This window comes from Sphingopyxis sp. Root1497 (genome assembly GCF_001427085.1).
In the GTDB taxonomy this organism is placed as follows: Bacteria; Pseudomonadota; Alphaproteobacteria; order Sphingomonadales; family Sphingomonadaceae; genus Sphingopyxis.
The window spans coordinates 1624950-1636550 of record NZ_LMGF01000005.1; the positions used below are offsets into that span (position 1 = coordinate 1624950).

The 11601-nt window shown below is 65.8% G+C and carries 16 protein-coding genes; 2 read left to right on the forward strand and 14 right to left on the reverse strand.

Translation table 11 applies throughout. From position 1 onward, the window contains the following. Positions 1–29: 29 nt before the first annotated feature. The 7 genes from ASD67_RS22180 to uvrC form a co-directional block, all read right to left on the reverse strand. Positions 30–821: a LysR family transcriptional regulator gene (locus tag ASD67_RS22180; protein ID WP_056351805.1), complete on the reverse strand. Its 792-nt coding sequence runs from the start codon at positions 819–821 to the stop codon at positions 30–32. After that, positions 818–1219 (reverse strand): Co2+/Mg2+ efflux protein ApaG, encoded by a 402-nt coding sequence (gene apaG, locus ASD67_RS22185; RefSeq protein WP_187141451.1) that lies wholly within the window; start codon positions 1217–1219, stop codon positions 818–820. Before apaG ends, ASD67_RS22180 begins: the two co-directional genes overlap by 4 nt. A gap of 20 nt (positions 1220–1239) precedes the next feature. Then, a complete protein-coding gene (locus ASD67_RS22190; RefSeq protein ID WP_056351808.1) occupies positions 1240–2445 on the reverse strand; it encodes a trans-sulfuration enzyme family protein in 1206 nt (401 codons plus the stop codon). A 5-nt stretch (positions 2446–2450) separates the two neighbouring features. Continuing rightward, positions 2451–3497: a 3-isopropylmalate dehydrogenase gene (gene leuB / locus ASD67_RS22195; RefSeq protein WP_056351809.1), complete on the reverse strand. Its 1047-nt coding sequence runs from the start codon at positions 3495–3497 to the stop codon at positions 2451–2453. Between the two features lie 177 nt (positions 3498–3674). Continuing rightward, positions 3675–4412 carry a DNA repair protein RecO gene (recO, locus tag ASD67_RS22200; RefSeq protein WP_056351812.1) on the reverse strand — a complete coding sequence of 246 codons (738 nt, stop codon included), beginning with the start codon at positions 4410–4412 and terminating at the stop codon, positions 3675–3677. Continuing rightward, positions 4400–4792 carry a PaaI family thioesterase gene (locus tag ASD67_RS22205; protein ID WP_056351815.1) on the reverse strand — a complete coding sequence of 131 codons (393 nt, stop codon included), beginning with the start codon at positions 4790–4792 and terminating at the stop codon, positions 4400–4402. The genes recO and ASD67_RS22205 overlap by 13 nt, the downstream gene beginning before the upstream one ends. A gap of 13 nt (positions 4793–4805) precedes the next feature. Further along, on the reverse strand, positions 4806–6740 hold the full coding sequence (gene uvrC / locus ASD67_RS22210; protein ID WP_056351818.1) for an excinuclease ABC subunit UvrC: 1935 nt from the start codon (positions 6738–6740) through the stop codon (positions 4806–4808). A gap of 83 nt (positions 6741–6823) precedes the next feature. On the opposite strand from uvrC, the gene ASD67_RS22215 reads away from it, so the two are divergent. Together ASD67_RS22215 and ASD67_RS22220 are read left to right on the forward strand one after the other, a co-directional pair. Next, on the forward strand, positions 6824–7543 hold the full coding sequence (locus ASD67_RS22215; protein ID WP_056351820.1) for an SDR family oxidoreductase: 720 nt from the start codon (positions 6824–6826) through the stop codon (positions 7541–7543). An 11-nt stretch (positions 7544–7554) separates the two neighbouring features. Then, the gene (locus ASD67_RS22220; protein WP_056351822.1) at positions 7555–8199 is read left to right on the forward strand and encodes a glutathione S-transferase family protein; all 645 of its coding nucleotides are present in this window, start codon (positions 7555–7557) and stop codon (positions 8197–8199) included. Positions 8200–8263: 64 nt separating this feature from the next. On the opposite strand, the gene ASD67_RS22225 is transcribed toward ASD67_RS22220, so the two are convergent. The 7 genes from ASD67_RS22225 to ASD67_RS23840 form a co-directional block, all read right to left on the reverse strand. Continuing rightward, positions 8264–8809, reverse strand: coding sequence for a F0F1 ATP synthase subunit B family protein (locus ASD67_RS22225; RefSeq protein WP_056351825.1), 546 nt, complete (start codon positions 8807–8809; stop codon positions 8264–8266). After that, positions 8802–9299, reverse strand: coding sequence for a F0F1 ATP synthase subunit B family protein (locus ASD67_RS22230; protein ID WP_056351828.1), 498 nt, complete (start codon positions 9297–9299; stop codon positions 8802–8804). Before ASD67_RS22230 ends, ASD67_RS22225 begins: the two co-directional genes overlap by 8 nt. Positions 9300–9370: 71 nt before the next feature. Continuing rightward, on the reverse strand, positions 9371–9601 hold the full coding sequence (locus ASD67_RS22235; RefSeq protein WP_037515205.1) for a F0F1 ATP synthase subunit C: 231 nt from the start codon (positions 9599–9601) through the stop codon (positions 9371–9373). 44 nt (positions 9602–9645) lie between these two features. Further along, positions 9646–10398, reverse strand: coding sequence for a F0F1 ATP synthase subunit A (locus ASD67_RS22240; RefSeq protein WP_056351830.1), 753 nt, complete (start codon positions 10396–10398; stop codon positions 9646–9648). 61 nt (positions 10399–10459) lie between these two features. Further along, entirely contained in the window at positions 10460–10789 is a 330-nt protein-coding gene (locus tag ASD67_RS22245; protein ID WP_056351833.1) for an AtpZ/AtpI family protein, read from the reverse strand. 232 nt (positions 10790–11021) lie between these two features. Then, positions 11022–11420 (reverse strand): YdbL family protein, encoded by a 399-nt coding sequence (locus tag ASD67_RS22250; protein ID WP_156377831.1) that lies wholly within the window; start codon positions 11418–11420, stop codon positions 11022–11024. A 12-nt stretch (positions 11421–11432) separates the two neighbouring features. Continuing rightward, complete coding sequence (locus ASD67_RS23840) at positions 11433–11558, reverse strand: YnbE family lipoprotein (protein WP_235535788.1); 126 nt, start codon at positions 11556–11558, stop codon at positions 11433–11435. Between the last annotated feature and the right edge of the window lie 43 nt (positions 11559–11601).

The window sequence follows — 11601 nt, forward strand, 5'->3', positions numbered from 1 at the left end:
GGTTCGGGAAAGATTCGCCGCAGGTTACATCAAGCGGTCAGCGCCGCGACCAGCGCCTTGACCTTCGCCTGCCGCCACTGCGGCGTCGGCGCGACCAGCCAGTAACCGCGCTTCACGGCAAAGGCCTCGCGCACCAGCCGCACGCGGCCCGAGGCGATATCGGCCTCGGCGAGCATCGCGGGGACGTTCGCCTGCCCCAGCCCGTTGGCGGCGGCGTCGATCGCCAGCCCCGCATCGCCCAGCCGCAGCGCGGGTTCGCCGTCGTCGACCGGGCAACCCGGCCAGGCGATCCGCGTGTCGCTCGCGCTGCCCGGACCCGCGACGGTCACCATCATCGCCTCGGCCAGCGCGACGCCCTCATGATCGCCGGTGCCGTCGCTCCAGAAGATCGCGAGATCGAGGTTCGCTTCGGTAAAATCGATCCCGCCGTCCGCCGACACCAGGGTGAAGCGCACATCGGGCGCCTGCTGGCTGTAACGCGCGAGGCGCGGCGCCAGCCATTTGGCGGTCAGGTCGCGCGGCGCGGCGATCGTCAGCGACTGCGACGATTGCCCCGCCTGCATCGCGCGCACCGATTCCTCGAACTGCAGGAACCCCTGGCGCAGCGCGTCGAGCCCGGCATCGGCCTCGCCGGTCAGTTCCAGCCCCTTGGGCGTGCGGCGGAACAGCACCACGCCCAGCATATCCTCGAGCGCGCGAATCTGCTGCCCGACCGCGGCGGGGGTCACCGCCAGCTCGTCGGCGGCGCGGGTGAAGCTCAGGTGGCGGGCCGCTGCATCGAACACGCGCAGCGCGTTGAGCGGCAAATGGGTGCGTTTCATGGGGCGGTCGCAGGCATCTTCAGGGCGAATTGGGGGATCGCGATCAGCATATGTCCGCCGTCGGCGCCCTCCATGTCGTAACTGCCGATCATCGATCCCTCGGGGGTCGGCAACGGGCATCCCGAAACATAGTCGAACGCACCGCCCGGCTGGATGATCGGCTGCTCGCCGACCACGCCTTCGCCCTCGACCTCGCTGACCTGTCCGCGCCCGTCGACGATGCGCCAATGGCGGTTGATCAATTGCACGGCGGTGTCCCCATGGTTTTCGATGCGGACATGATAGGCCCAGAACCAGCGCCCCAGCGACGGGTGCGACTGTTCGGGCAGATAGCTGACCGCCACCCGCACCGTCACCGCGCCGGTCGTTTCCGCATAGGGAAAGAAGGAGTCGATCATCGTCACGCTGTCAAAATCGCCTAAAGCCCGACCTTGGTCAATGCCCGGTCCAGATCGGCGATCAGGTCGCGCGGATCCTCCAGCCCGATATTGATCCGCAACATGCCCTCGACCACCCCCATGTCCGCGCGCGCCTCGGCGCTGACGCCATAATGGGTGGTCGAGGCGGGGTGGCAGCACAGGCTGCGCGAATCGCCGATATTGTTCGAAATATCGATCAGTTCCAGCGCGTTGAGAAATCCCATCGCCTGTTCGCGGCCTTCAAGCACGAACGAGAAGATCGGCCCGCACGCCTCCATCTGGCTCATCGCCAGATTATGCTGCGGATGGCTCGCCAGTCCGGGGTGCAACATCCTGGTCACCCGCTTTTCGATCGACTTGCCGACCGCCAGCGCATTTTCGGACTGGCGCCGCGCGCGCAGGTCGAGCGTTTCGAGACCCTTCAGCACCACCCAGGCGTTGAACGGCGACAGGTTCGGCCCGGTGTTGCGCTGGAACGGCAGCAGCACCTCGTTGATGAACTTCTCGGTCCCGCACACAGCGCCGGCGAGCACGCGGCCCTGCCCTTCCATCAGCTTGGTCGCCGAATAGGCCACGACATCGGCGCCGAAATCCATCGGGCGCTGCAGCACCGCGGTCGCGAACGCATTGTCGACGACGCTGGTGATCCCGTGCGCTTTCGCGACGGCGCAGACGTGCTTCATGTCGACGATGTCCATCGTCGGATTGGCGGGCGTCTCAAAGAAAAACACCTTGGTGTTCGGCTTGATCGCCTTTTCCCACGCGTCATTGTCGCGCCCGTCGATCACCGTCGTCTCGATGCCGAAGCGCGGGCAGAGATGGTCGACCAGCCAGCGGCACGACCCGAACGCCGCCTTCGCCGCGACGATATGGTCGCCCGCCGACAATTGGCACAGCAGTGCCGTGGTCATCGCCGCCATCCCGGTCGCCTGCGTCCGGCACGCCTCGGCGCCTTCCATCAGCGCGATCCGCTCCTCGAGCATCGCGACCGTCGGATTCTGCAGCCGCGAATAGGTCATGCCCTGCGCTTCGCCGGCAAAGCGCGCCGCGACTTCCTCGGCGCTGTCGTAGGTATAGCCCGAGGTCAGGAACAGCGCCTCCGACGTCTCGCCATGCTCGCTGCGCCAGGTGCCGCCGCGCACCGCCTGCGTCGCGGGATGCCAGTTGCGCGTCGTACCGCGATCGAAACCCGTTGTCTTTTTCATCTGCCTTATCCGTTCAAAACCGCCACGACCGCATCACCCAGCGCCGTCGTGCTCATGTTGCCGCCCAGGTCGGCGCCGCGGCATCCGTCCGCCAGCACTTGTCCCACCGCCGCCTCGATCCGCGCCGCGCTCGCCTCATCGCCGCCCGAATGGCGCAGCAGCATCGCCAGCGACAATATCATTGCCAGCGGGTTAGCCACGCCCTTGCCCGCGATATCGGGCGCGCTGCCGTGGATCGGCTCGTACAGCCCCTGCTTGCCTTCGCTCAGCGAGGCCGAGGCGAGCAGGCCGATCGACCCCACACACATCGACGCCTGGTCGGACAATATGTCGCCGAACAGATTGCCGGTGACGACGACGTCGAACTGCCCCGGATTGCGCACCAGCTGCATCGCGGCATTGTCGACATACATATGGTTCAGCGTCACGTCGGGGTATTCCGCCGCCACCTCGATCACGACATCGCGCCACAGCTGCGAGGTTTCGAGCACATTGGCCTTGTCGACCGAGCAGAGCCGCTTCTGGCGTCCCTGCGCCGCGCGGAACGCGACATGCGCGATGCGCCGCACTTCGCTCTCGCTGTACGACATGATGTCATAGCCTTCACGCTCGCCGCTGGCGGTGGTGCGGGTGCCCTTCTCGCCGAAATAGACGTCGCCGTTGAGCTCGCGCACGATCAGCAGGTCGATCGCCGAGGCGACCTCGGGACGCAGCGCCGAACTGTCTTCCAGCCCCGCGAATAGCTTCGCGGGCCGCAGATTGGCGAACAGCCCGAGTTCGGAGCGCAGCCCCAAAATCGCCTGCTCGGGCCGCAGATGGCGTTCGACACTGTCGAAGCGCGGATCGCCGACCGCCCCAAACAGGAGTGCATCAGCCGCCTTCGCCTTGGCCAACGTCTCGGACGGCAGCGGGTGGCCGGTTGCCTCATAAGCGGCACCGCCGACGAGCGCGCGGTCGAGCGTCACCGGAAGCGCGAGCGCGGCGAGCACCTTCTCGGCCTCCACCATGATTTCCGGACCGATACCGTCGCCAGCCAGCAGCAGGATATTCAATGCGTCGCCCTTTCGTGTCTCGCGAGCCGCTTAGGCAGCGAGCGCGCGCGACGCAACCGTCGCGTTGGCGGGGCACCGCCGGGCCTTCTTGTTCCTTATCCCGGACTTGATCCGGGGCCTGCCTTGTCTTGAAGATGAAAAGGCGGGTGCCAGGTCAAGCCCGGCATGGCAAATGGGCTATGCAACCGCCCTGCCGAGCCGGTCGATCAGCCGCGCGCGTACGCCGAGCAGTTCGCGGTTGCGCCCTTCGAGCAGATCGCGGTCGAGGAAATGCCCGGTGATCGCCAGCCCGTCTAGTACATCGTCCATCGCCTCGACCGCGCCTGCGCCCCGCAGGAACGCCGGAAGGCGAAGCAACCGCTCCTCATATCCGACCGCCGCCTCGACACACACCGCGCCGCCCGACTTCGGACTGACAAATGCCAGACCATTCCGTGACCCCGTCACCACGCATTCGTCGAGATCGAGCCCGAACCCCAGTTCGGCGAGCAGCAACAGCTCATACCGCGCCAGCGCCGCCGCCCATAGCCGCGCCGAAGGCGCCACCCCGATCGCATCGAGCAACCCCGACAGCGCATCGAAAAGCGCCGGGTAAGGCTGGCTCTCGGGCAGGATCGCGGCGGTCAGGCTCGTCACCCAGTCGATCGCCGCCGACGGCAGCGGCTCGGCCAGCAACGGGGCCCGGCTCGCCAGCAATTCGGCCGTCGCCCCCGCCAACTGCTCCTCGGTCCGCGCCCGCAGTTCGAGCGCGACCAGATTGCCCGGCATCAATATCGGGCGCAGCCGCCGCGACCGCCCGCCGCGCACATAGCCCGCGACCAGCCCCGCCTCGCGCGTCAGCGCGCGCAGTATCGCGCCATGCTCGCCATGCGCGCGCACCGCGCAGACGATCGCTTCGGCGCTCAGGCTGGCCAAAGCACCAGCTGCGTCTGCGTCACCAGCGCGACATCGGCGCCCTCTTCCGTCCGAATGCGCGTCTGCCACACCGACACGCGCTTGCCGACCTTCACCGGGGTCGCTTCGCCGACCAGCACCGACCCGACCGGCCCGCCACCGAGGAAATTGGTCTTGCTCTCGATCGTCGTCGTGCCCGTGGCGCCCTCGGGCAGCGTCAGGAAAGCGCCGACCGCGCCAAGGCAATCGGCGAACGCCATGATCGCGCCGCCATGGACAATGTTCCCAGCGGTGCAGATCTCCGCCCGCACCGGCAGCTTGCCCGCGACGCGCTCCTTAGTCCCTTCGTGGATCGTCACCCCGAGCGTCGCCGCCAGCGGCATCATCGCGCCAAAATCCATCGTCCCGCTCTCCTCACCGTCCCGCGTGGTAGAAATCATGCACCGCCTGCGCCACCGCCGCGCTCACGCCCGGCGCTTTCTGCAAATCCTCGAGGCTCGCGCCGCGCACCGCGCGCGCGGTGCCGAAATGCATCAGCAGCGCCTTCTTGCGCGCCGGACCGATCCCCGGCACCTCGTCGAGCGGCGACGATCCCATCGCTTTCGCCCGCTTCGCCCGATGCGCGCCGATCGCGAAGCGGTGCGCCTCGTCGCGCAACCGCTGGATATAGAACAGCACCGCATTGTTCGGCGGCAACGTGAATTCGCGCCCGTCGGGATGATAGAAAGTCTCGCGTCCGGCATTGCGGTCGGGCCCTTTCGCCACACCGATATACGTCAGGTCGTCGATTCCCAGCTCGGCGAGCACCGCGCCCGCCGCCGATACCTGCCCCTTGCCGCCGTCGATCAGCACCAGGTCGGGCCATTCGCCCTTGGTTCGCTCGGGGTCTTCCTCGATCGCGCGCGCGAAGCGGCGCTGGAACACCTCCGCCATCATCGCGAAATCGTCGCCCGGCTGGGTCTCGGCACGCTTGATGTTGAACTTGCGATAGGCGCCCTTGATCCAGCCCTCGGGACCCGCGACGACCATCGCGCCCAGCGCATTGGTGCCCTGGATATGGCTGTTGTCGTAGATTTCGATCCGCTGCGGCGGATTGTCGAGGTCGAACAGATCGGCCAGTTCGCGCCCCAGCTTCGCCTGCGAACTGCTCTCGGCGAGCCGCCGGTCGAGTTCCTCGCCCGCGTTGCGCACCGCCTGCTCCAGCAACCGCCGCCGGTTGCCGCGCTGCGGCACGCTGATCTCGATCTTGCGTTCGGCGAGTTCGCCCAGCGCCTCGGCGACCAACGCGCATTCCTCGGGCTCGCGGTCGACGAGGATCAGCTTCGGCGGCGGCACGCCTTCGTAAAATTGCATCAGGAAGCTCGCCATCACCTCGGCTTCGGGAACCCCCGACACATGCGCCGGGAAAAAGCTGCGATGCCCCCAATTCTGCCCGCCGCGGATGAAGAAGCCGGCGATGCAGAGCTGCCCGCCCTTCGCCGCCAGCGCGAACACATCGGCATCGCCCAGCCCGTCGGCGTGGACCGACTGGCTCCCTTGGATGAAGGTCAGCGCCTTCAACCGGTCGCGCACGATCGCCGCCGTCTCGAAATCCATCGCCTCGGCAGCCTGCGTCATCGCATCGCCGAGCCTTTTCTGGACCGCGATCGACCGCCCTTCGAGGAAATCCTGCGCGTCGCCGACGAGCTGCGCATAATCCTCGGTCGAGATACGACCGACGCACGGCGCGCTGCACCGCTTGATCTGGTAAAGCAGGCACGGCCGCGACCGGTTGGCGAAAAAGCTGTCGGTGCAACTGCGCAGCAGGAACGTCTTCTGCAACGCGTTGAGCGTCTGGTTCACCGACCCCGCGCTGGCGAACGGGCCGTAATAGCGCCCCTTCGCACGCCGCGCGCCGCGATGCTTCTGCACCCGCGGGAATTTGTGATCCATGCGCAACAGGATGAAGGGAAAGCTTTTGTCGTCGCGCAGCAGCACATTGTACGGCGGGCGATAGCGCTTGATCAGCTGCGCCTCGAGCAACAGCGCCTCGGCCTCGCTCGTCGTCGTGACGATCTCCATCGCGCGCGTCTGCGACACCATGCGCTGCAACCGCTGCGGCAGCCGCGCGACCTGAGTATAATTGGACACCCGGTTCTTCATCGCGCGTGCCTTGCCGACGTAAAGCACATCGCCGCGCGCATCGAGCATGCGATACACCCCGGGCCGCGTCGGCAGCTTCTTCACGACATTGCGGATCGCTTCCGCGCCGCGCTCGAGGTCGGGCTGGTCGCCCTCCCCGTCGCCGCCGCGCATCACATAGGTCGCCTTCTCTTCGTTGAATCGGTCGGGAGCGTTCGGGCGGGCCATGATTTTGCATGTAGGCGAGGACGATGCGACCCGCCATAGTGTGACAGGTAAAGTGACAGGCAAATTGACATCGGAGGGGTCGGATGGAGATACGCGGCAAATTGGCGCTGGTTACCGGCGGCAGCGACGGCATCGGGCGCGAGATCGCGCTGCAACTGCAGGGATCGGGCGCCGACGTCATCGTCACGGGCCGCTCGCCCGACAAATTGCAGGCGATGGCGGCGCTCGGCTTCGGCACCATCGCGGGCGACCTGTCGACCGCGGCGGGCGTCGATGCGGTGGTCGACGGCGTCGCGGGCAAGCCGCTCGCGATCCTCGTCAACAACGCCGGGGTCGGCAGTGACTATGAACTCGACGACCCGGCCACGCTCGACAGCGCCGCGCACTGCATCCGCACCAATCTCGACGCGCCGATCGCGCTGTGTACCCGGCTGCTCCCGGTGCTGCGCGCCCAGCCCGAGGCCGCGATCATCAACGTCACCTCGGGCCTCGCCATCGCGCCGCGCGCCGGCGGATCGATCTATTGCGCGACCAAGGCGGGGCTGCGCAGCTATACGCAGGCGATCCGCCACCTGCTCAAGGACAGCAACGTCCATGTGATCGAGGCGCTCCCCCCGGTGGTCGAGACCAATATGACCGCGGGCCGCAGCGGCAAGAAGATGAGCGCGCACGACTGCGCCGCCGAAATCGTCGCCGGCATCCGGTCGAACAAGCGCGAGGTCAACGCCGGCATGGTGAAGCTGTTGCAGACCCTCCACAGCATCTCCCCCGCCCTCGCCCGGCGGATCATGATCCGGTTCTGAAGGAGGACGCGATGATCACCCTCTATGGCGAAGGCCGCGGCTTCCGCGTCGCCTGGCTGCTCGAGGAACTGGGGCTGCCCTATCGCATGCGCCCGGTCGATCTGCTTAACGGCTTGGAGAAGGACACCGAATTCCTCGCCGTGAACCCCGCCGGCTTCATCCCGGCGATCGTCGACGGCGACACGGTGCTGGTCGAATCGATCGCGATCCTCGAATATCTGCTCGCGCGGCACGGCCCGAGCCCGCTCGCACCCGCGCCGACCGACGCCGATTTCGCGACCTATCTGCAATTCCTGCACATGGGCGAGGCCGGGCTTGCCGGGCCGATCAACGCGATCGTCGCCACCATCATCCTCGCTCCCGAGGCCGAGCAGGCGAACTGGACCACCCGATGGGCGCGCGACGTCTTCGAAAGCCGCCTCGGCCTCGTCAGCCGCCAATTGGCGAAGACGCCTTACATCGCAGGCGACCGCTTCACCGCCGCCGACATCTCGGTGACCTACGCGCTGCAGTTCGCCCAGCGCACGATCGGCTACCTCCTCGGCGACACCGAACGCGCTTACATCGCCCGCACCACAGCGCGCGAAAGCTATGGCCACGCGATGGACGCCTGTCCCGCCACCAAGGCGTGGGCCACGGGGCTCACCATCCCCTAGCACCCCAAAGCAAAACGCCCGCGGAAATCCGCGGGCGCCTTGTTGTCGGCACTATCGCCCGGGCTCAGCCCTTGGCGACGCCCGCGATCGCCTGGTCGACCAGCGCCTTGTCGGCCCCGGCGTCATGCTTGTCGGCGATCAGCTTCGCCGCGGCATCGGTTGCGGCCTTGGCGGTCGCCGCACGAACCTCGGCGAGCGCACCGGCTTCGGCTGCCGCGATGCGGTCTTCGGCCATCTGCTTGCGGCGCGCGATCAGCGCGGTGGCGTCGGCCTTGGCCTTGGTCACCAGCGTTTCCGCCTCGGCTTCGGCGCGGATGCGCATCTGGTCGGCTTCCTTCGCCGCATCGCCGAGCTTCGCTTCATATTCGGCCTTCAGCGATTCGGCGTCGAGGCGGAGCTGCTCGGCTTCCTTGAGCTGCTTCGAAATCTCGGCAATCTTGTTGTCGAGCATGCCCGCGACCAGCGCCGGCACCTTTTTCCAAAGCAGGATGGCGATGAAGATCGCCATCGCGATCGAGACCCAGACGGTCGCGTCGATGAAACCGAACGACGCCGGTTCGACGTGCGTCTCGCCCGCGGCTTCGGACAGGATCAGAGCAAGATTAGCCATGGAGCACCGCCTTCACCGCCGACTTGGCATCCGCCGCGCCGATCTTCACACCCGACAGCTTGGCGACCAGGTCGGTCGCCGCCTCGGCCGCGACCGATTCGATCTCGGCCATCGCCGAGGTGCGCGCCGCCGAAATATCGGCTTCGGCCGCACCCAGCTTGTCCGCCAGTTCGGCATCGACCTTGGCGAGACGCTTTTCGGCGTCCTTCGCGGCCTTGTCCTTGGCGTCGGCGACCGCCTTTTGCGCGGCGGCGCGGCTGGCGTCGCTTTGCTGGCGATAGCTTTCCTCGAGGTTGTCGGCGGCGGCATGCGCCGCCTTTGCCGCCGCGAGATCGTCGGCAACCTTGCGGTCGCGCGCGTCCACCGTCGCCTCGATCTTCGGCAGCATGCCGCGGCCGATGACAAGGAAAACGAAGCCGAAGGTCAGCAGCACCCAGAAAATCTGCGATGCGGCATACCAGTTTTCAGCGAATTGGCTGATCTGAGGCATGGACTATCTCAACGAACAAAGAGGAAAGCGGTCGCGGGGCGGGCGCCGAAACGCCCGCCCCGCCGACGAAATCAGGCTGCCTTGAGGTACAGCAGGATCGCGATCAGGAACGACAGCAGACCCAGAAGTTCGGCAGCCGCGAAGCCGATGAACAGGCGGCCCTGCTGGCCGTCGGCAGCTGCCGGATTGCGAAGCGCGCTTTCGAGGAAGCTGCCGAACACATTGCCCACACCGATGGCGGCCATACCGGCGCCGATGGCGGCCAGACCGGCACCGATGAGCGAAGCTGCTTGAACGTCCATTGTATAAACTCCTTGGGAAAAACGTTAGTTAAACGGTTGAAAAATCAGTGCAGGTTGATCGCGTCGTTCAGATAGAGCGACGTGAGCAACGCGAAAACATAGGCCTGGATACCCGCGACCAGCAGCTCGAGCCCGCTGATGCCGACCATCAGCGCCATGCTGGGGATGCCGACGCCGATGCCGATCGCCGGGCTCGCGGCCAGACCATCGATGATGAACGAAGCGAACACCTTCATCAGCACGTGACCGGCGGTCATCGCGACGAACAGTCGCAGCGCGAGGCTGAACGGGCGGACCATGAACGACACGAGTTCGATCACCGGGATCAGCCACAGCAGCCACCAGGGCGTGCCGTGCGGGACGAAGAGCGAGAAGAAATGCAGGCCGTGGCGCCAGAAACCGACGATCAGCACGATCGCGAAGCTGAGGATCGCGAGGAAACCGGTGATCGTGAAATGGCTCGTCACGGTGAAGGGATGGACGCCGAACAGCCCGAGCGGCGCGAGGCCGATGAGGTTGAGCATCAGGATAAACATGAAGAGCGAGAAGACATAGGGCGTATATTTGCGGCCTTCGGGGCCGATATTCGCGTTCATCATGCTGGAGATGAAGCCGGTGAAACCCTCGACCGCGACCTGCCAGCGACCGGGGACGAGCTGACGCTTCATGCCGCCGATCATGAACACCCACAAAAGCAGGCCGGCGACGATCATCCACATCGCACTCGTCGTGAAAGCGACCTCGTGACCCCCGACATGGAACATGTCGAACATCTTCTGCACCTCGAACTGGTGCATCGGGTCCACTTTACCTTGATCCGCCACGCGATACCTCGCCTAAATCCCAGTCAAACCAGCTTCAATCCGGCTTTGTCGGCCGAATATTGGCAATTCGAAATATGTTTCTGAAGGCGACCGCCACTCCGAGGAACAGCACCACCAACAGACCCCAGGGCGCAGTGCCGGCAAAATGATCGATCGTCCAACCGACCAACGCGCCGCCACCGATGCCGCCCAGCAATTCCGCCAATACGCGGTTACCGAGCTTGTAATTGGCATCGGTCTCCGGTCCGGCGTTCACCGCGTTCCGTTTTGCTTCTGCGGCTTCGGCCCGGTCCAATCGCTCTTCGAGCGAGACCAGGCGCGAATCCTCCGAAGCTGGTTCCGGATCGCTGCCGTTCCCCGTCATTTCCCGCCATCCTCCTGAAACAGCGCCGGAAAGCTCCGGTTCCGCCTGCGAAAAAAGGCCCGAAAAATCGGGGGACCCCTAAGGCGCGGTCCGTTTAGGAATGACGCCCCATTAAGTCAATGCTTGTGCGCAACTGCACAAAAATGGCGCCGGGCGGGCGCACAAAAATGCCGCCGCGTTTAGGGGCGCGGCGGCATGTGACGCCCGCAGGCGCCCTTGTCGTTCCGAAAAATCAGGGGCAGCGCGAATCGCGAACCGGCGCGCCGGCGTCACGGGTCTTCCAGCTCTTGTCGGGCGCCATATATTTCTCGCCCGGCTTGGTCTTGGCGATCAAATTGCAACCGGTGACGAAAGCGAATTGTTCGACCGTGCTGCCTGCCGGGGCCCCGCTGGTGTAGGCGGCCTTGCGCTTGATATTGATGTCGTCGACGATCGCGCGGACCGCCGGGGTCGGGGTCGAGGCATAGCCGAGATAGCCGTCGGGTTGCTCGCCGACCTGCCCCGCCGAACGGGCGGCCTCATAAGCGGGGTCGCGCTGCGCCATCGCCGCGGGCACCATCAGCGCCACGGCGGCGGTCGCAGCCAGGGCGGCCATCGCAATTCCGGTGGGTTTCCAAATCTTCGTCATCATATTTTTTCCCTGTCAGAATATCGAGCTATTCTGTTCGATCAGCTTTTTGGCATCTCCATCAAGCCGGTACACGATTTCCTGCTTGATGTTGATATTCAGGTTGATCTCGATCGGCTTGTCGGGGGTTTCGATCTGCACGCAGCCGGTGAGAGCCGCCGCGCCGATCGTTACCGCAAGACAC